Here is a 17,396-nt window from a genome sequence, read left to right on the forward strand (position 1 = left end):
ATCGAATCGGATCCCGCAGGGCAACCTGCGGGATTTTGCGTTTCTGGCCTTGTAAAACAGGGGAATCCGGCTGCCATCTTCCGTATGGAGTACGTCTGGCTTCCGTCATGACGTTCAAGGTGGACGCTATACCGCTGGTTTACGGGCGGTTACTGCCCGTTTGGTGGGCCGGTTTATACCCTGCGGCGCATTTTCGAGCGGGCCGGGGACGGGCAAGGGTCGATCCAACGCCGGAATTCCTCTGGCTGCATCGGGAGAGACCCACATGATCAAGACCTTTACCGTTCGCGCTGCATTGTTCGCAGCGACCGCGACCTTGGGCGCACAGGCGCAGGCCCTGACCGTATCCGAGGCCATCACCGCAACCACCGACGCGGGCTATAGCGCCGTGGCGGTCCGCACCTCGCGCGATGGGACCGTGACGTCGGTTCTGGCGACCGACGGCACCAGCTACTACGAGATCGACTATGACACCGACACCGGCGAGGCGACCTCGACCACCGAGGTGACCCCGCGCAACAGCACCTTCGAAACCCTGTCCAGCGATGACGCCGCCGCCGCGATTGCCGCCGCCGAGGACGCAGGTCTGACCGTTGTGGGCATCCGCGAGACCGACAGCGGCGCAGAAGTGATCGCGACCGACGGCACCACCACCTATGAGGTCAGCTATGACAGCTCGACCGGCGAGACGACCACCACCGAAGCCACCCGTGGCCACGGCAAGGGCGGCCGTCATGGTCACGACGATGATGACGACAGTACCACGTCGGATGACAGCAGCACGACCACGTCGGACGACAGCAGCGACGATAGCTCGACCGATGACAGCAGCGACGATAGCTCTGACGATAGCTCGGACGACGACAGTGACAGCGACTCGGGTCACGACCATGGCGGCCGCGATGGCGGTGACCGCGAAGGTGGCCACGGCGGCGGTCGTCACTAAGGTCTGCGGACGGGCAGGGGGCGGATGGCTTGGTCATCGGGTCCCCCTGCAAACGGCCCAAGAAACGTTGGGGGTTCGGCGGGGTCATATACCTGAGGGCAGATAGGAATGTGGCACGGCTGCCTTAATTTCCGCTGTAAACCTGCGGTCTAATAGCGGCTAAGTGGCTGTTCTGGATGGGGTTTATGGGGGAAAGGCGGTTTACGGATCAGAGGCCAGCGGTCATCACCTGCAATGCTGAATATGTAATTTCAGCTAAATTGGAGAGTAATGATGACCAAGGTTTCGACCATCCGCGCCGCTCTGTTCGCTGCGGTTTCTGTATGTGCTGTTTCCGCTCAGGCGATGCCGATGAGCGTAGTTGTTGTGGCCTCTTCGGGCAGCTTTGGCGCGGCGCGTAGCATCGCGGACAAAGACGGCGCGGGGAAAACCGAAAGCACCAAACAGGGATGCTCGGGCTCGGGTGAGGCGAGTGCGACCACTGGAACGGACGCTTCGGACGACACCGCGACTGACGACAGCGCATCGGACGACACTGCTGCTTCGGATGAGACTGCGACCGACGACACCGCAACCGAAGAGACCACCGACGACACCAGCACCGAGGACACCACTTCGGACGACACCACCACCGAGGACACCTCTACCACCGACACGTCGGGCACGGGTATTTCCGTTGGTGGCGCGTTGACCGCGTCCTAAGGTGGTGCGGGACCTGGGGGCTGGTCTTGTTATTTCACCGCTGCCATAGGCAGCAGCGTCCCCCGCGTGTATGATGCGGGGGGCACTTTGATCACCTGACCGGAATGGCTTTTATGCGAACGCTTCTGAAAACTGTCTGTGTCTGCCTGTGCGCGGCGCTGCCGATGGCGGCCCATGCGCAATCGGTGAAGGACGAGATCATCGCCGATCTGGTCAAGGACGGGTACACCGAGATCACGGTCTCGCGGACTTTGCTGGGGCGGCTGCGGTTTATTGGCGTGGGGCAGAACGGCACCCGAGAGGTTGTCGTGCAGCCCAGCAACGGGGCCATTCTGCGCGACCACGTGGATGACGATGATGACGAGCGGACCGCGCGGACCTCGGGCAATGATGATCGCGGCGGGTCGGGCAGCACGGCGGGTTCGGACGACAGTTCGGGATCGGGCGATAGTGGCTCGGCGTCCGATGACAGTGGCGGCGACGATGGCGGCAAGGATGACGGCCGTGATGAGGGCCACGGCGGCAAGGACGATGACAAAAGTGATGACAAAGACAATGATCGCGGGAATGATCGGGATGACGGTCACGATAACGATCGTGGGAGGGACCGATGACCGAACGTAAAAAGGCGTTGCAGGTCGAGCGCGTGATCATGGTTTCAGTGATCGCGCTTCAGGCGTTTTGTGCCCTCATTTTCATTTGGGAAATTTTCGTTTCGGTTCTGGGACTGCCGTTCAATCTGGTCCCGTGGGGTCTGTTCGAGCTGGTGGAAATTGGGGCCGCCGTCGGATTGGGTCTGGGGATCGTGCTGGGCGGGATGGTGCTGCGCAACACCGCGCGCCGGGCCCAGCGGGCCGAGGAACGGCTGCGGGCGGCGTCCCGCGAATTTCTGGAACTGCTGGAAGAGCGGTTTGTGGATTGGGGGCTGACCCCCGCAGAGCGCGACGTGGCGCTGTTTGCCTTCAAGGGGCTGACGACCGCCGAGATTGCGGGGCTGCGCAACACCTCTGAAGGCACAGTCAAGGCGCAGACCGCCGCGATTTACCGCAAGGCGGGCGTGTCGGGCCGAGCGCAGCTAATGAGCGTGGTCATCGAGGACCTGCTGATGGACGAAACCCAGCCCAGCCCGTTCCGTCAGGCGGCGGAATAAAGCTCTAGTACTTCGATCGGGACGATTTCGAGGGCGCGCTGGTGGGTGGCCTCGAGGTCGACCAAGGGGGCGCAACCTTCGTCATGGGCCTGCAGGAAGCGGCTGGCGCAGAGGCACCATTTGTCCCCGTCCTTGAGCCCCGTGAACCCGAATTCGGGGCGGGGTGTGCTCAGGTCATTTCCCACATATTTCGAGAACGCCAGGAATTCGGCGGTCATCACGGCGCAGACCGTGTGGCTGCCCCTGTCCTGATCGCAGGTGTTGCAGGACCCGTCGCGGAAAAAGCCCGTCAGGGGCTTGGTCGAGCAGGGCCGTAGGGGGCCGCCGTTCACGTTCACAGAGGGGTCTTTGCGGATCACAGCGCGCGCCTTTCATGGATGCCACAATAGCTTAGCGCATCCTTGGCTGCTGGCTAGCCCCCTTAGCGGAACTTGTCCGCGAGCTTTTGTAGGGGCGAGCGGTTGTCCTCGGGCTCGGCCTGCGGGGCGGGGGCCTCGGGGCGCGGGGTAGGGGCCTGTTTGGGGCCTTTGCCCTGCGGGGCCTGACCGGTGCCGGTGCCGCTGCGGGGCGGGTTCACGCGCAAGGCCACAGCGTTCTGGAACTTGGCGTTGTCGCCGCGGGCCAGCGCGGGCGCGCCGTCCGAGATGCCGCGCATCATATCGTCGAGCCAGTCCTGTTCGGCCTTGGCAAAGTCGTTCAGTACATAGGAGGCGACTTTGTCCTTGTGACCGGGGTGGCCGATGCCCAGACGGACGCGGCCATAGTTTTCACCGATGTGCTGGTGGATCGAGCGCAGCCCGTTATGGCCCGCATGACCGCCGCCCTGTTTGACGCGCAGCTTGCCGGGGGCCAGATCCAGTTCGTCGTGGAACACGATCACGTCCTGCGGTTCCAGTTTGTAATAGCGCATCGCCTCGCCCACGGACTGGCCGGAGAGGTTCATGAAGGTCTCGGGTTTCAGCAGGACGGCGCGGTCGCTGCCAAAGCGCCCTTCGGAGAGCTGGCCGCTGAAGCGCGATTTCCAGCCGGGAAAGCCGTGATCTTCGGCGATGCGATCCAGCGCCATGAAGCCGATGTTGTGACGGTTTCCGGCATATTTCGGACCGGGGTTTCCAAGACCGACAAAGAGAAGCATCGCGCGGGCCTTTCTGATCACTGCTGTTTCGGGGGCGTTATGCCCTTAGTGGCGTCCAAGCGCCACCCTGCAACGAAAAACGGAGCCGCGAGGGCTCCGTTTCCGTATCCGTAGGGATCGAAGGGGGAAGATTATTCTTCGCCTTCGTCGTCGCTCGCTACCAGACCTGCGGGCGCCGAGATGTTCGCGATTACGAAATCGCGGCCGGTGATGACCGGCGAGGTGCCTTCGGGCAGCTCGATGTCCGAGATGTGGATGACGTCGCCGATCTGACGGCCGGTCAGGTCAACGGTCAGCTTCTCGGGGATGTCGCCAGCCAGAACGTTCAGTTCTACGTCAGCGCGGACAACGGTCAGAACGCCGCCCTTTTTGATGCCGGGTGCTGCATCTTCGTTGATGAAGTCAACGTGGATGAACAGGTTCACGCGGCTGGTGCGACGCAGGCGCAGGAAGTCAACGTGGGTGGGAAGGTCTTTGACGACGTCACGCTGAACAGCGCGGCATACGACGCGAACGTCTTCCTGACCTTCGACCTTCAGGTTCCACAGCTGCGACAGGAAGCGGCCGTTTTTCAGCGCTTTGATCAGCTTGTTGAAGGGGATGTTGATCGGCAGGGGATCCTGACCGCCACCGTAGACGATACCCGGAACCAGGTTCTCGCGACGAGCTTGACGAGCGGCCCCCTTGCCTGTCCCCGTACGTGCTTGTGCTTCAAAATCAAGGACTTCAGTAGCCATGATTAATCTCCAAAAATTGTGGGCATCCTCCAAGGGTGTATGCCCGGTCAATGGCCGGTTCGCGCCGGCCCCAAAACGCAAAGCCCCGCGCGTTTCGGCGGCGGGACTGTCCGTTCGCGGGCGTATAGGGGAAAACGGGTCCAAAGGAAAGGCCGGATCACAGGGGAATCCGGCCTGAATGGCGAAAAACCGGTGGTTTTTGCGGGGTGGGGGCCTGTTTGGCGGCGGTTATGATTCGTCGCCAGGCAGTTCGGTGTGCAGATAGCCCCCCGATTTGATCAGCGCATCATAGAGCGCGTATTCCTCCGCCCGTTCCTGCCGGAAGCGCTGGGCCAGTTCGTCGGACAGCGGGGTCGGGGCCTTGGGCGAGACGTTTTTGCGCGGGATTTTGGGCATCTCGCCGAAGATATTGGCGAGGAACTCGTTCAGAAGCTCGGCGTGTTCGATCGCAAAGAGGTGCTGCACGGCGTTGGTGCCGTCCTTGCCCATGACGAAGTGGAGTTGGTTGCCCACGGAGGCGGCGGGGGTGGGCTTGGGGTCCAGAGATTGCAGAAGGAACTCCTCGAACGTCATGTTGGCGGTCGAGTTCTTGTCGTTCACACGCAGGCGCGAGCGGTATTTGTACCAGCTGCGCATCTGGTCGAGGGGTTCACGCAGAACGGCCATCCGCTCGGGGCGGAGGTTGAAGGTTTTGTCCAGAAAGGGGGCAAAGGCGCGCTCATACTTGCGCACGTTCATATGCTTGGCCGCAGGCGCGCCGCGCATGATGATGTCGGCTTTGCCCTTGAGGGCGGCCTGATAGGAGGTGGTGCCGGTCTTGGGGACGGCAAAGAAAACCAAGTTGTGCTTTAGAAAAACCAGCATGAAATTCCCCGTGTTTCCGCATGGTTGTCCGCTGGCGGGGGCGGTTGTCAAGGATTGCGAACCGTAAGCCCTGTGGCCGGGGTGCGGGACGGCCTGCGGCCGATGGGTATTTATGCCAAGATGAAGGGGGCTCAGTTTTCTGGAAATTCGGGCGGGGGCGCGGTATGCACAAGCGTAAGTGTGCGTTTGGAGGATGTCATGGCGCCCGAAGAGGTCGAAGCCCTGTTTACCCGCAGTAGCGGCCAGTATCTGTTTGCCCGTTGGGGGCGGCCCATTGCGCCGGTGGTTTTCGGGGTCGAGGAGGCGACGCTTCAGGTGGTGAAGGGCGCGCTGGAGGCGGTCGCCGCGCTGGCGGGGCATCAACTGGCCGAGACGGATCCAGAGCTGGGCTCCAACCTGATGGTGTTTTTCTTTCGCGAGTGGAAAGAGCTGACCGAAGTGCCCCATATGGAGCAGCTGGTGCCCGATCTGGAGCCCTTGGTTCAGCGGCTGGAGGCGGCCGAGGCGAACCAGTACCGGTTCTTCCGGTTCGACAAGCAGGGGGCGATCCGTGCGGCCTTTGTTTTCCTGCGGATGGACGAGGAACTGTCGAAGGTGCCGGCCGAAACCTTGGCCCTGTCGCAGGTGGTGCAGACCATTCTGCTGTGGTCCGATGAGGCGTTCCGCGAACAGTCGCCCTTGGCCGTGGCGGGGGGACATACCATCCTGCGGCCCGATTTCGCGGGGCTGATCAAGGCGGCCTATGATCCGGTAATGCCTGCGGTGGCTCAGGATGCCAGCCATGCCCTGCGCCTGTCCGCGCGGGTGGGGATGTATGCGCCTTTGTAAGGCATGATGAGGGTTGTGGAGCAGGGGCGGCGCGCATAGGGTCGGGCCTGTCGAGCAAGAGGCACTTTCATGACGCATCGCTTTTCCCTGCGGGTTTATTACGAAGACACCGATCTGGCGGGAATCGTCTACTACGCGAACTATCTGCGGTTTATCGAACGGGCCCGGACCGAGTGGGTGCGGGGACTGGGAATCGATCAGAAAGCCCTGCGCGAGGCCGAGGGAATCGTTTTTGCAGTGCGGCGTGTGGAGGCCGATTACCTGCATCCGGCCAAGTTCGACGACGAGTTGGTGGTGGAAACCAGCCCCACGGTTGTTACAGGCGCCCGCATTATTCTGCACCAAGAAGTCAAGCGCGGCGAAGAAGTGTTATTCAGCGCACAGGTCACAGTTGTTGCCCTATCTGAAACGGGGCATCCGGCGCGGCTTCCGGCGAACATTCGCCTGCTATTGCACTAAAAAAGTCACTGTTACGGCCTGTTGACGCGCTTGTGTTGGCTTGCCTCTCCAAAGTTCTGTATTTTGCTGCGAAAATATCCGCGCATTGAAGAATGCGGAATTAAGGCAAGAGCAGGCATATGGACGCAACGACCCTCGCAGTGGCGCAGGAGATTGATTTCTCCTTCTGGGCCCTTTTTGCACGCGCAACGTTTATTGTTAAAATCGTCATGATCATGTTGATCGCGGCGTCGTTCTGGGCGTGGTCGATCATCATCCAGAAATACATCGTCTATCGTAAGGCGAAAAAGGACGCGGAGGCCTTTGATCAGGCGTTCTGGTCCGGTGAGCCCTTGGACGAATTGTTCGATAACCTCGGGTCTGATCCCGAGGGCAGTCAGGCCAGGATCTTTGCCGCGGCCATGACCGAGTGGCGGCGCAGCCATGACGCCGAGGGGCAGCTGATCCCCAACGCCCAATCCCGCATCGAGCGCAGCATGAACGTGGCCATCGCCCGCGAGGCTGACGATATGCAGTCCGGTCTGGGGTATCTGGCAACCATCGGGTCGGTGACGCCGTTTATCGGTCTGTTCGGGACCGTCATGGGCATCATGAACGCCTTTATCGAGATCGCAGAGCAGCAGAATACTTCGCTGGCCGTGGTTGCCCCCGGTATCGCCGAGGCGCTTCTGGCGACGGCGCTGGGTCTGCTGGCGGCTATTCCGGCGGTCGTGTTCTATAACCAGCTCAGCACCATCGCTGACAAGGTTCTGGGCGGCTACGAGGCCTTTGCCGACGAGTTCGCCACCATTCTGTCCCGCCAGCTGGATAGCTGACGCATGGGGGCGGGTGTCATCAAAAAGGCCAGTGGAGGCAGCCGGCGGCGTCGCAGCCGCGCGCAGCCAGTGGCCGAAATCAACGTCACGCCCTTTGTGGACGTGATGCTTGTGCTTCTGATTATCTTCATGGTGTCGGCGCCGCTGATGACCGTGGGTGTGCCCGTCGAGCTGCCGAAATCGGCCGCTGGCGCGCTGTCCGCGGACAAGGAAGAGCCGCTGACGGTTACGATGACCGGTGATGGCCGCGTCATGATCATGAAAACCGACGTAACCCGAGAGGAACTTGTGACCCGCCTGACCGCCATCGCGGCCGAGCGCGAGAGCCGCAAGGTGTTCCTGCGGGCCGACGGTGCAGTGCCTTATTCGGACGTAATGACGGTGATGGGCGCCCTCAGTGCGGGTGGTTTCCCCGATATCGGTCTGGTGACCGATACGGGCGGCTCCCGACTGACGGGAAGCGGGAACTAGGGGCGAACGGTGAAGACCGGCACCTATATCTCTGGCGCAGGGCATACCCTGGTTTTGTTGTGGGCGATCTTTGGTGGCGTCTTCAAGAGCGAGCCTTTGCCCATCGTCAACGCAACCGACGTGTCGCTGATTTCCGCCGAGGAATTCGCCAACCTGATGTCGCCGGAGACCGATCCGAACGCGACAGAGGTGGTGCCCCAAGAGGCGCCCAAGGCAGAGCCTCAGGAGATCAAGCAGGCCTTGCGTCCGCCTGAACGGCCCGAACCGCAGCCCGAACCCGAGCCAGAGCCAGAACCGGCTCCTGCGCCCGAACCCGAGCCTGTGATCCCCGAAGTCCCGGTCGAGGCACCCGATGCCCCGCCCAGTGAAACCCCGACCCCCGAGCAGGCGCCGCGCGTGTCTGACACCGCCGTGCCCAAGCCGCCCGAGGATGCCGAAGTGGCCCCCGAAAAGGTCGAGGCCGCCGATGCCGACGTGCCCGCCGAAACGCCGGTCGAGGAAGAAAAGAAACCCGCAGCCCCCGAGGCCGCAACGACCGAAATCGTGACCGAGGCCGAGAAGCCTTCGTCGTCGATGGACAAGTCGCTGCGCCCGATGCTGCGTCCCAACCGGCCCACGCCTCCGCCCGTGGAGACAGCCGAAGCCAAACCCGACGCGAAACCCGCCAAAAAGGCCGAGGAAAAGCCGAAGGAAGAGCCCAAGAAAGAGGCCGCGCCCGCGAACGATCCGCTGGCCGGAGCGCTTGAGGGGGCCTTGGCCGAAGCTCTGGGTGGCGCGACCGGTGATCCGGCCCCCAGCCGCAGTGCTGCCCCGCCCCTGAGCGCGGGCGAGCGCGAAGGTCTGCGGGTGTCGGTCCAACAGTGCTGGGTTGTGGACGTGGGATCGCAAGCGGCGAACGTGACCGTGGTTGTGTCGATGAACATGAACCCCGACGGCACCGTGGATCAGGGCAGCATCCAGCTGGTCTCGTCCTCGGGGGGCGAGGGGCCTGCCATCGAAACCGCCTATCAGGCCGCCCGCCGCGCGATCGTGCGCTGCCAACGCCAAGGCTATCCGCTGCCGTCGGAAAAGTACGACCAGTGGAAACAAATCGAAATGACTTTTGATCCTTCGCAGATGCGACTGCGCTAGGATCGGACCTGAACAAAACTCTACGAACGTGGGGACGGAGTAATGATGAAACCCTTTGCACATGCCGCCGCTCTGGCATTGGCGCTGATGGCGGGAACCGCAGCGCCTGTGCTGGCGCAGTCCGGTCCTTTGCGGATCGACATCACCCAAGGTGTGATCGAGCCGATGCCGATCGCGATCCCGCAATTCGTTGCCGAAAGCGCGGGCGCGCAGGACGTGGCAGCCCAGCTGACCAGCGTGATTGCCGCCGATCTGGTGGGAACCGGCCTCTTCCGCGAAATCCCCCGCGAGGCGTTCATCAGCCAGATCAGCAACTTCAACGCCCCCGTTCAGTACGCTGACTGGAAGGCCGTGAACGCGCAGGCTCTGGTGACTGGTGCGGTGTCGACCGATGCCAGCGGTCGCCTAATCATCAAGTTCCGCCTGCATGACGTGTTCAGCGGCGGCGAAATGGGCGAGGGTCTGCAATTTGCCGGCACCGTCGATGGCTGGCGCCGTATGGCCCACAAGGTGGCCGATCAGGTCTACAGCCGCATCACCGGCGAAGGCCCGTACTTTGACAGCCGCGTGGTGTTCGTGTCCGAGCAAGGCTCCAAGGCGCAGCGTCAGAAGCGTCTGGCGATCATGGATTACGACGGTGCGAACGTGAACTACCTGACCGATGCCAGCAGCATCGTTCTGGCGCCGCGCTTCTCGCCTGATGGCAGCCGTGTGCTGTACACCAGCTACGAAAGCGGCTTCCCCCGCATCTATGTAATGGATGTGGGCTCGGCTTCGCGCCGTGCGCTGGCGGACCAGCCCGGCACCATGAGCTTTGCCCCCCGTTTCGGCCCCGATGGCAACACCGTGGTCTATTCGGTCACCGAAGGCGGCAACACCGATCTTTATGCGCTGAACATGGCAACCGGCGGGCGTTCGCGTCTGACCAGCGCCCCCTCGATCGAGACCGCGCCGAGCTTTAGCCCCGATGGCAGCAAGATCGTGTTCGAGAGCGACCGTTCGGGCAGCCAGCAGCTGTATATCATGTCGTCCGGCGGCGGTGAGCCGACCCGCATCAGCTTTGGTGACGGCCGTTACGGCACCCCCGTATGGTCGCCCCGCGGTGATATGATCGCGTTCACCAAGCAGAACAAAGGCCGCTTCCACATTGGCGTGATGCGCGTCGATGGCAGCGAAGAGCGCCTGCTCACAGCGTCTTTCCTTGACGAAGGCCCGACTTGGTCCCCCAATGGCCGCGTGATCATGTTTACCCGTGAAAGCCAGGGCGAAAGTGGCGCCGCGGCAATGTATTCGGTCGATATCTCGGGACGTAACCTGAAGCGCGTGCCCCTTCCCGCCGGTGGTTCCGACCCCGCGTGGTCGCCGCTGCAGCGCTAACCGTATCTTGGGCGGAAGCCCTGTGTTATAACGCTCAAAAATCGAAAGAGCAGGAACCAACATGAAATCTCTTGGCACAATCGTACTTCTCGTTGCCGCACTGGGCCTGTCGGCCTGTTCGAAGACCGGCGCGGACCGTTTCGGCAACGGCGCGGGCATGGACGGCGCGAACGCCTATGGCGCAGGCGCGAACGGCGCGTATGGCGATCCCAGCAGCATCGGTTATTTCCAGAACGCCGTCGGCGACCGCGTGTTGTTCGAGGTTGACCAGTCGACCCTGACCGCGACCGCGCAGGACACCCTGATGAAGCAGGCCCAGTGGCTGCTGACCAACGGCGACTACAAAGCCATCATCGAAGGCCACGCCGACGAGCAGGGCACCCGTGAATACAACATCGCGCTGGGCGCACGCCGCGCCACCGCAGCGCGTGATTTCCTGGTCTCGCAGGGTGTGCCCGCGAGCCGTCTGGAAATTGTGTCCTATGGCAAAGAGCGCCCCATCGCGGTTTGCTCGACCGAGAGCTGCTATTCGCAGAACCGTCGTGCTGTGACCGTAATTTCGGGCGGTTTCTCGAGCTAATCTGACACAGAAAGGAAGAACGCGATGCTTCGGCAAACCTTTGGCGCGCTGATGATCGGGACTGTGCTGGCCACTTCGGTGCCAGCCGTGGCCCAACAGGCCGATGCGGCAACGCTGGCCGATCTGCGCCAGCAGCTGTCGGTTCTGCATGTGGACATCCAGCGTCTCAAGCGCGAGCTGTCCACCACTGGCGCCCCCGGTGGCGGCACTCAGGGCGGGACCCTGTTGAGCCGTGTGGATTCGATCGAGGCCGAAATGACCCGCCTGACCAACCGTGTCGAGGAACTGGGCCATCGCGTGGAGACGGTCGTTGAATCGGGCACCAACCGCGTCAACGACCTGAACTTCCGTCTGTGCGAACTGGAGCCCGGCTGCGACGTGTCCACTTTGCAGGACATGCCGCGTCTGGGCGGGGCCGATGCGAGCGCGAATATGCCCGTGTCGCCCATCGCGCCCGCGGGGGGTGCTGCGGCGCCCACCACGGAGCTGGCCATGAGCGAGCAGGCCGATTTCGACAGTGCGCAGGCCGCATATGCCGAGGGCCGCTTTGCGGACGCGGCGGCTGGCTTTGCCACCTTTGTCGAGACCTATCCCGGCAGCCCGCTGACCGCTGACGCGCATCTGGGCCGCGCCCGTGCGCTGAAGCAGGTGCAGGACACCCGTGAAAGCGCGCGCGCCTATTTGCAGGCGTTCTCGACCGATCCCGAGGGGCCCGGCGCTGCCGAAGCCCTGACCGGACTGGGCACCGCATTGGGCGCTTTGGGCCAGAACAACGAGGCCTGCGTGACCCTGTCCGAGGTCAGCGTGCGCTTCCCCGGCGATCCGGCGGTGGCAGATGCCACTGACGCGATGGGCCGACTGGGCTGCTCGTGAGCGAGGCGCTTCGCGACGTTATTGCGCGGCTTCGGGCCGCGCCACAGCCCCTCGGCATTGCGGTGTCGGGGGGCTCTGATTCTGTGGGTCTGATGCGGATGGCGGCAGTCGCGGGCATCAAGCCGCGCATTGTGACCGTCGATCACCGACTGCGCCCCGAAGCGCGGGACGAGGCCGAAGGGGTCGCCGCCCATGCCGCCGCGCTGGGCTTCAAGCACGACATTCTGGAATGGACCGACTGGGACGGGCAGGGGAACCTGATGGACGCCGCCCGCCGGGCGCGCCAGCGTCTGATCGGCGCGTGGGCCGCCGAGCATGAATTGCAGGTCGTGGCGCTGGGACACACGCTGGATGATCAGGCCGAGACGGTTCTGATGCGTCTGGCGCGGGCCTCGGGGGTGGATGGTCTGTCCGCCATGTCCGAATGGCGCGAGGCCGCGTGGGGCTTCTGGTGGCGTCCGATGCTGGACTGCCCCCGTCAGGACATCCGAGACTGGCTGGCCGGGGACGGGGTGCCTTGGGTCGATGATCCCTCGAACGAGAACGAGCGGTTTACCCGCGTGCAGATGCGCAAGGCCTTGCCCTTGCTGGCGGAACTGGGGATCGGGCCCGATGTGCTGGCGCAGGTCGCCTTGCACCAGCAGGCCGCCCGTGACGCGCTGGACGAAGTGACCGCAGAACTGGCGGGCCGGATCGCCACCGTGGACGGGGGAATGCTGGTTTTGCAGGCAGAGCCCCTGTGGGCCGCCCCCGCTGAAATCGCCCGCCGCCTGATCACCGCCGCCCTGCGCTGGATTGCGCCCGCGCCCTATGCCCCGCGGTCCGATGCGGTCGAGGGGGCGATCGCCGCCCTGCGCGCCGATCAGGGCACCACGCTGGCCGGCTGCGCCCTGCGCCCGCGCCAAGGCACCGTGACGATTTTCCGCGAATATAATGCCGTCCGCGATCTGGTTGCCGCGCCGCCCGCCCTGTGGGACGGGGTCTGGCACACCGCCGCCCCCGAAGGCGCCGAGCCGGTCCAAATCCGCGCCCTTGGCCCCGAAGGGATGCGCCAACTGCCCGAAGGCCGCCCCGACACACGCCCCTATGCGGCCCTGATCGCCGAGCCCGCCTTGTGGCAAAATGACCGCCTGATTGCCGCGCCAATGGCCGATTGGCCGAATGGTTGGCGGATTTACCGCGAAAACGGCACAGATGATTTCATTCAATGCATCTTATCGCATTGAACCTCGCTTCTTAGTCTCTATTTTGATGTGAAAAGGTCGGGGCGCGTCTTCGGCTTTGGACTTCAAGGAGATGACTTTTGCAAAACGCGCGTAGCATCGCATTCTGGGTCGTGCTGTTCCTGCTGGTCCTTGCCCTGTTCAATCTGTTCAGCGGCAGTGGCACCTCTATGCAGAGCCAGACCGTCAGCTATTCGGAGTTTGTGCAGTCCGTGGATAACGGCAACGTCGCCCGTGTGACGCTGGATGGGGAAACCGTCCGCTTCCAGGGCAGCGATGGCCGCGATTACCAGACCATCAAACCCGCTGACGCTCAGATCACCCAGACCCTGATCGCCAAGAACATCCCGTTCGAGGCTCGTAGTCAGGAACAGAGCGGTCTTCAGACCTTCCTCGTATCGCTTCTGCCTTTCCTGCTGCTGATCGGCGTCTGGATTTTCTTTATGAACCGGATGCAGGGCGGCGGCGGTGGCCGTGGTGGCGCTATGGGCTTTGGCAAGTCCAAGGCCAAGCTGCTGACCGAGAAGCATGGCCGCGTCACCTTTGACGACGTGGCAGGCATCGACGAAGCCAAGGAAGAGCTTGAAGAGATCGTGGAATTCCTGCGCAACCCGCAGAAGTTCAGCCGTCTTGGCGGCAAGATCCCCAAAGGTGCGCTGCTGGTGGGCCCTCCGGGTACCGGTAAGACGCTGCTGGCCCGCTCGATCGCGGGCGAGGCGGGCGTTCCGTTCTTCACCATCTCGGGCTCTGACTTCGTGGAAATGTTCGTGGGTGTGGGCGCAAGCCGCGTCCGTGACATGTTCGAACAGGCGAAAAAGAACGCGCCCTGTATCGTCTTCATCGACGAGATCGACGCTGTGGGCCGTGCCCGTGGTGTCGGCATCGGCGGCGGCAACGACGAGCGCGAGCAGACCCTGAACCAGCTGCTGGTTGAAATGGACGGCTTTGAGGCGAACGAGGGCGTGATCATCATCGCGGCCACCAACCGCCGCGACGTTCTGGACCCCGCACTGCTGCGCCCCGGCCGCTTTGACCGTCAGGTCACCGTGCCGAATCCCGACATCAAAGGCCGCGAAAAGATCCTGGGCGTTCACGCGCGCAAGACCCCGCTTGGACCCGATGTGGACCTGCGCATCATCGCGCGCGGTACTCCGGGCTTCTCGGGTGCGGATCTGGCGAACCTCGTGAACGAGGCCGCGCTGATGGCTGCCCGTATCGGTCGCCGCTTCATCACGATGGAAGATTTCGAGAACGCCAAGGACAAGGTCATGATGGGCGCCGAGCGTCGCAGCATGGTCCTGACCGCCGACCAAAAGGAAAAGACCGCCTACCACGAGGCTGGTCACGCCGTGGTTGGTCTGGTGCTGCCCCAGTGTGATCCGGTCTACAAGGCCACGATCATCCCGCGCGGTGGTGCCTTGGGCATGGTCGTCAGCCTTCCGGAAATCGACCGCCTGAACTGGCACAAGTCGGAATGCGAGGAAAAGATCGCGATGACCATGGCCGGCAAGGCCGCGGAAATCATCAAGTACGGCGAAGAGAACGTGTCGAACGGCCCCTCGGGCGACATCCAGCAGGCATCGGCCTTGGCGCGTGCCATGGTTCTGCGCTGGGGCATGTCGGACAAGGTCGGCAACATCGACTATTCCGAAGCGCACGAAGGCTACTCGGGCAACACGGCGGGTCTGTCGGTTTCGGCACACACCAAAGAGTTGATCGAAGACGAGGTGCGTGCCTTTATCCAGCGTGGCTATGACCGTGCGTTCCAGATCCTGACCGACCACCATGATGAATGGGAACGTCTGGCCAAGGGTCTTCTGGAGTACGAAACCCTCACCGGCGAAGAGATCAAGCGCGTCATGCGCGGCGAGCCTCCGCAGGCGAACGGTCAGGACGACGAAGACGATGCAGGTTCCAGCAGCCTGACCTCGATCCCCAAAACGCGGGCGAAAACCAAACCCGCAGGGGACGAGCCGGAACCCGAGCCCACCGCATAATTCCCGATCACGCCCCGCCCAACCGCGGGGCGTTTTCTTTTGCCAGACAGGGGTTTGCCGCTCATCGGGAAAACCCTGCTTCTTTTTGCTCCAAATACTCACTATCCCGAAGCGGACCACAGGCCCGACGCGCGAAAGGACTCACTATGCCCGCCCTCAAGCCCACCGATTTCACCGCCACCATCACTTGGCTGGGGCACGTGTCCGACCGCGAAGCCTCGCTGGCCTCGCAGCCGCTCGATGAGATGGAGCTGACCTTTGCGGGCGTCGCGACCGAAATCCACGGCGGCCTCACCCGTCCGTCCTGTAGCCGCGTTGTGTCCCAGCACCCCAAGGGCACCGAGATCGCCAACGTCCGCCAGCTGACCATTCTGTCCGCCGAAGAACTGGCCCAAGTGGCCGAGAAGATCGGCGTGGATGCCTTCAACCCCGCTTGGGCGGGAATCAGCATCGTCATCGAGGGGATTCCCGATTTCAGCCATGTGCCGCCCTCGTCGCGCCTTCAGGCCGAAAGCGGGGCCACCATCGTGATCGACATGGAAAACCGTCCCTGCCATCTGCCCGCCAAGGTTATTGATCAGGACGCCCCCGGCGCGGGCGGCAAGTTCAAAACCGCCGCTTCGGGCCGCCGCGGTGTGACTGCTTGGGTCGAGCGCCCCGGTACGCTCAAGGTCGGTGATACCCTGCGCCTGCACATCCCCGATCAGCCCGTTTGGCAGCATTTGGACGCAGCCCGCAGCTAATATGCCGCTCTGAGGCCGATCGGGCACTTGTCCCGCGCCTCAGAACCGACTACCTGCGGGCGCAACACCGACAGCCCGCAGGAGATGTGACAGCATGGACAGGACGCGCCGCGCCCCTACCGAGTGCCCCGACATGCCTACCTTGCGTGCCCAGATCGACGATCTGGACACCCAGCTCGTGACCCTTTTGGCGGAACGCGCGACCTATATCGACCGCGCCATCCAGCTGAAGCCGAGTGCAGGTCTCCCCGCCCGTATTCGTGATCGGGTCGAGGAAGTTGTCGCGAACGTACGAAATAAGGCGGATTTGCAGGGGCTCGACCCCGAATTGATTGAGAGCCTCTGGCGCAAGATCATCGACTGGTCGATCGATCGCGAGGAACGGGTTCTCGGGACCCACAAGGAGTAACCAGATGACCGCGAAGATCATCGACGGCAAGGCCTTTGCGGCCACGGTACGCGAAAAGGTGGCAGGCCATGTCAGCCGCCTGAAAGAAGAGCACGGCATCACCCCCGGTCTGGCGGTGGTTCTGGTGGGTGAGGACCCCGCGTCGCAAGTCTATGTCCGCTCGAAGGGCAAGCAGACAGTCGAAGCTGGCATGAACAGCTATGAGCACAAGCTGGATGCCACCACGTCCGAGGCGGATCTGCTGGCGCTGATCGACCAGCTGAACAACGATCCGGCGGTTCACGGTATTCTGGTGCAGTTGCCGCTGCCCGACCATCTGGACAGCGATCTGGTGATCAACTCGATTGATCCGGCCAAGGATGTGGACGGCTTCCACATCTCGAACGTGGGTCTCTTGGGCACGGGTCAGAAGGCCATGGTGCCTTGCACCCCGCTGGGCTGCTTGATGATGCTGCGCGATTACCATGGCTCGCTCTCGGGCATGAACGCTGTGGTCATTGGACGCTCGAACATCGTGGGCAAGCCGATGGCGCAACTGCTGCTGGGGGATAGCTGCACTGTGACCATCGCCCACAGCCGTACCAAGGATCTGGCCGATGTGGTTCGCCGCGCGGATATCGTGGTTGCCGCCGTTGGCCGCCCCGAGATGGTCCCCGGCGACTGGATCAAAGAAGGCGCGACCGTGATCGACGTGGGCATCAACCGCATCGACGCCCCCGAAAAGGGCGAGGGCAAGACCCGTCTGGTCGGCGACGTTCATTTCGACAGCGCTGTCGAAGTTGCTGGCGCGATCACCCCCGTTCCGGGCGGTGTTGGCCCGATGACCATCGCGTGCCTTCTGGCGAACACCGTCACCGCGTGCTGCCGCGCGAACGGTTTGGCCGAGCCTCAGGGCCTGACCGCGTAAACTGCGATTTGACGGAATTGAATGACGCGCGGTCCCCCAAGGGCCGCGC

At 63.1% G+C, this 17,396-nt stretch carries 21 protein-coding genes; 17 read left to right on the forward strand and 4 right to left on the reverse strand.

What is annotated here, in order from left to right:
- Nucleotides 1-265 precede the first annotated feature (265 nt).
- From HJ536_RS17275 to HJ536_RS17290, 4 genes are all read left to right on the forward strand, one after another.
- Nucleotides 266-946 carry a hypothetical protein gene (locus HJ536_RS17275; protein WP_177158686.1) on the forward strand — a complete coding sequence of 227 codons (681 nt, stop codon included), beginning with the start codon at nucleotides 266-268 and terminating at the stop codon, nucleotides 944-946.
- A 273-nt stretch (nucleotides 947-1,219) separates the two neighbouring features.
- Complete coding sequence (locus HJ536_RS17280; RefSeq protein ID WP_177158687.1) at nucleotides 1,220-1,648, forward strand: hypothetical protein; 429 nt, start codon at nucleotides 1,220-1,222, stop codon at nucleotides 1,646-1,648.
- Nucleotides 1,649-1,761: 113 nt separating this feature from the next.
- The gene (locus HJ536_RS17285) at nucleotides 1,762-2,262 is read left to right on the forward strand and encodes a hypothetical protein (RefSeq protein WP_177158688.1); all 501 of its coding nucleotides are present in this window, start codon (nucleotides 1,762-1,764) and stop codon (nucleotides 2,260-2,262) included.
- A complete protein-coding gene (locus HJ536_RS17290; protein ID WP_228028774.1) occupies nucleotides 2,259-2,798 on the forward strand; it encodes a helix-turn-helix transcriptional regulator in 540 nt (179 codons plus the stop codon). Before HJ536_RS17285 ends, HJ536_RS17290 begins: the two co-directional genes overlap by 4 nt.
- On the opposite strand, the gene HJ536_RS17295 is transcribed toward HJ536_RS17290, so the two are convergent.
- The 4 genes from HJ536_RS17295 to HJ536_RS17310 form a co-directional block, all read right to left on the reverse strand.
- Nucleotides 2,783-3,154: a DUF2237 family protein gene (locus tag HJ536_RS17295; protein WP_177158716.1), complete on the reverse strand. Its 372-nt coding sequence runs from the start codon at nucleotides 3,152-3,154 to the stop codon at nucleotides 2,783-2,785. The two genes, HJ536_RS17290 and HJ536_RS17295, sit on opposite strands and share 16 nt — an antisense overlap.
- A gap of 65 nt (nucleotides 3,155-3,219) precedes the next feature.
- Complete coding sequence (pth, locus tag HJ536_RS17300) at nucleotides 3,220-3,933, reverse strand: aminoacyl-tRNA hydrolase (RefSeq protein ID WP_176855966.1); 714 nt, start codon at nucleotides 3,931-3,933, stop codon at nucleotides 3,220-3,222.
- Nucleotides 3,934-4,064: 131 nt separating this feature from the next.
- Nucleotides 4,065-4,670, reverse strand: coding sequence for a 50S ribosomal protein L25/general stress protein Ctc (locus tag HJ536_RS17305; RefSeq protein ID WP_177158689.1), 606 nt, complete (start codon nucleotides 4,668-4,670; stop codon nucleotides 4,065-4,067).
- A 228-nt stretch (nucleotides 4,671-4,898) separates the two neighbouring features.
- A complete protein-coding gene (locus HJ536_RS17310; protein WP_176855939.1) occupies nucleotides 4,899-5,534 on the reverse strand; it encodes a sulfotransferase family 2 domain-containing protein in 636 nt (211 codons plus the stop codon).
- A gap of 198 nt (nucleotides 5,535-5,732) precedes the next feature.
- Here HJ536_RS17310 and HJ536_RS17315 point away from each other — a divergent pair, with 198 nt between their 5' ends.
- The 13 genes from HJ536_RS17315 to folD all read left to right on the forward strand — a co-directional run bounded on the left by HJ536_RS17315 (nucleotide 5,733) and on the right by folD (nucleotide 17,347).
- Nucleotides 5,733-6,362 carry a hypothetical protein gene (locus HJ536_RS17315; protein WP_177158690.1) on the forward strand — a complete coding sequence of 210 codons (630 nt, stop codon included), beginning with the start codon at nucleotides 5,733-5,735 and terminating at the stop codon, nucleotides 6,360-6,362.
- A 69-nt stretch (nucleotides 6,363-6,431) separates the two neighbouring features.
- A complete protein-coding gene (gene ybgC, locus HJ536_RS17320; RefSeq protein WP_176855941.1) occupies nucleotides 6,432-6,821 on the forward strand; it encodes a tol-pal system-associated acyl-CoA thioesterase in 390 nt (129 codons plus the stop codon).
- A gap of 119 nt (nucleotides 6,822-6,940) precedes the next feature.
- Nucleotides 6,941-7,636, forward strand: coding sequence for a protein TolQ (gene tolQ / locus HJ536_RS17325; RefSeq protein ID WP_176855942.1), 696 nt, complete (start codon nucleotides 6,941-6,943; stop codon nucleotides 7,634-7,636).
- Between the two features lie 3 nt (nucleotides 7,637-7,639).
- Nucleotides 7,640-8,107 (forward strand): protein TolR, encoded by a 468-nt coding sequence (gene tolR / locus HJ536_RS17330; protein ID WP_176855943.1) that lies wholly within the window; start codon nucleotides 7,640-7,642, stop codon nucleotides 8,105-8,107.
- A gap of 9 nt (nucleotides 8,108-8,116) precedes the next feature.
- On the forward strand, nucleotides 8,117-9,238 hold the full coding sequence (locus HJ536_RS17335) for an energy transducer TonB (RefSeq protein WP_177158691.1): 1,122 nt from the start codon (nucleotides 8,117-8,119) through the stop codon (nucleotides 9,236-9,238).
- A gap of 45 nt (nucleotides 9,239-9,283) precedes the next feature.
- On the forward strand, nucleotides 9,284-10,615 hold the full coding sequence (tolB, locus tag HJ536_RS17340; protein ID WP_177158717.1) for a Tol-Pal system beta propeller repeat protein TolB: 1,332 nt from the start codon (nucleotides 9,284-9,286) through the stop codon (nucleotides 10,613-10,615).
- A 61-nt stretch (nucleotides 10,616-10,676) separates the two neighbouring features.
- The gene (gene pal / locus HJ536_RS17345; protein WP_177158692.1) at nucleotides 10,677-11,195 is read left to right on the forward strand and encodes a peptidoglycan-associated lipoprotein Pal; all 519 of its coding nucleotides are present in this window, start codon (nucleotides 10,677-10,679) and stop codon (nucleotides 11,193-11,195) included.
- A gap of 24 nt (nucleotides 11,196-11,219) precedes the next feature.
- Entirely contained in the window at nucleotides 11,220-12,068 is an 849-nt protein-coding gene (gene ybgF / locus HJ536_RS17350; protein WP_177158693.1) for a tol-pal system protein YbgF, read from the forward strand.
- Entirely contained in the window at nucleotides 12,065-13,294 is a 1,230-nt protein-coding gene (gene tilS, locus HJ536_RS17355) for a tRNA lysidine(34) synthetase TilS (protein WP_338082016.1), read from the forward strand. Before ybgF ends, tilS begins: the two co-directional genes overlap by 4 nt.
- Before the next feature lie 77 nt (nucleotides 13,295-13,371).
- Nucleotides 13,372-15,288: an ATP-dependent zinc metalloprotease FtsH gene (gene ftsH / locus HJ536_RS17360; protein ID WP_176855947.1), complete on the forward strand. Its 1,917-nt coding sequence runs from the start codon at nucleotides 13,372-13,374 to the stop codon at nucleotides 15,286-15,288.
- A gap of 146 nt (nucleotides 15,289-15,434) precedes the next feature.
- The gene (locus HJ536_RS17365) at nucleotides 15,435-16,031 is read left to right on the forward strand and encodes an MOSC domain-containing protein (RefSeq protein ID WP_177158694.1); all 597 of its coding nucleotides are present in this window, start codon (nucleotides 15,435-15,437) and stop codon (nucleotides 16,029-16,031) included.
- Between the two features lie 94 nt (nucleotides 16,032-16,125).
- Nucleotides 16,126-16,440 carry a chorismate mutase gene (locus HJ536_RS17370; RefSeq protein WP_177158695.1) on the forward strand — a complete coding sequence of 105 codons (315 nt, stop codon included), beginning with the start codon at nucleotides 16,126-16,128 and terminating at the stop codon, nucleotides 16,438-16,440.
- A 4-nt stretch (nucleotides 16,441-16,444) separates the two neighbouring features.
- Entirely contained in the window at nucleotides 16,445-17,347 is a 903-nt protein-coding gene (gene folD, locus HJ536_RS17375) for a bifunctional methylenetetrahydrofolate dehydrogenase/methenyltetrahydrofolate cyclohydrolase FolD (RefSeq protein ID WP_177158696.1), read from the forward strand.
- Nucleotides 17,348-17,396: the final 49 nt, after the last annotated feature.

The sequence above is a fragment of the Donghicola mangrovi genome (assembly GCF_013377535.1).
GTDB classification, from domain to species: Bacteria; Pseudomonadota; Alphaproteobacteria; order Rhodobacterales; family Rhodobacteraceae; genus Donghicola; species Donghicola mangrovi.

Excerpts from the sequence above, each read along its gene's own strand:
- HJ536_RS17275 (WP_177158686.1), top strand. The coding sequence starts at position 266 with ATGATCAAGACCTTTACCGTTCGCGCTGCATTGTTCGCAGCGACCGCG.
- HJ536_RS17280 (WP_177158687.1), top strand. The coding sequence starts at position 1,220 with ATGACCAAGGTTTCGACCATCCGCGCCGCTCTGTTCGCTGCGGTTTCT.
- HJ536_RS17285 (WP_177158688.1), top strand. The coding sequence starts at position 1,762 with ATGCGAACGCTTCTGAAAACTGTCTGTGTCTGCCTGTGCGCGGCGCTG.
- HJ536_RS17290 (WP_228028774.1), top strand. The coding sequence starts at position 2,259 with ATGACCGAACGTAAAAAGGCGTTGCAGGTCGAGCGCGTGATCATGGTT.
- pth (WP_176855966.1), bottom strand. The coding sequence starts at position 3,933 with ATGCTTCTCTTTGTCGGTCTTGGAAACCCCGGTCCGAAATATGCCGGA.
- HJ536_RS17305 (WP_177158689.1), bottom strand. The coding sequence starts at position 4,670 with ATGGCTACTGAAGTCCTTGATTTTGAAGCACAAGCACGTACGGGGACA.
- HJ536_RS17310 (WP_176855939.1), bottom strand. The coding sequence starts at position 5,534 with ATGCTGGTTTTTCTAAAGCACAACTTGGTTTTCTTTGCCGTCCCCAAG.
- HJ536_RS17315 (WP_177158690.1), top strand. The coding sequence starts at position 5,733 with ATGGCGCCCGAAGAGGTCGAAGCCCTGTTTACCCGCAGTAGCGGCCAG.
- ybgC (WP_176855941.1), top strand. The coding sequence starts at position 6,432 with ATGACGCATCGCTTTTCCCTGCGGGTTTATTACGAAGACACCGATCTG.
- tolQ (WP_176855942.1), top strand. The coding sequence starts at position 6,941 with ATGGACGCAACGACCCTCGCAGTGGCGCAGGAGATTGATTTCTCCTTC.
- tolR (WP_176855943.1), top strand. The coding sequence starts at position 7,640 with ATGGGGGCGGGTGTCATCAAAAAGGCCAGTGGAGGCAGCCGGCGGCGT.
- tolB (WP_177158717.1), top strand. The coding sequence starts at position 9,284 with ATGAAACCCTTTGCACATGCCGCCGCTCTGGCATTGGCGCTGATGGCG.
- pal (WP_177158692.1), top strand. The coding sequence starts at position 10,677 with ATGAAATCTCTTGGCACAATCGTACTTCTCGTTGCCGCACTGGGCCTG.
- ybgF (WP_177158693.1), top strand. The coding sequence starts at position 11,220 with ATGCTTCGGCAAACCTTTGGCGCGCTGATGATCGGGACTGTGCTGGCC.
- HJ536_RS17365 (WP_177158694.1), top strand. The coding sequence starts at position 15,435 with ATGCCCGCCCTCAAGCCCACCGATTTCACCGCCACCATCACTTGGCTG.
- HJ536_RS17370 (WP_177158695.1), top strand. The coding sequence starts at position 16,126 with ATGGACAGGACGCGCCGCGCCCCTACCGAGTGCCCCGACATGCCTACC.
- folD (WP_177158696.1), top strand. The coding sequence starts at position 16,445 with ATGACCGCGAAGATCATCGACGGCAAGGCCTTTGCGGCCACGGTACGC.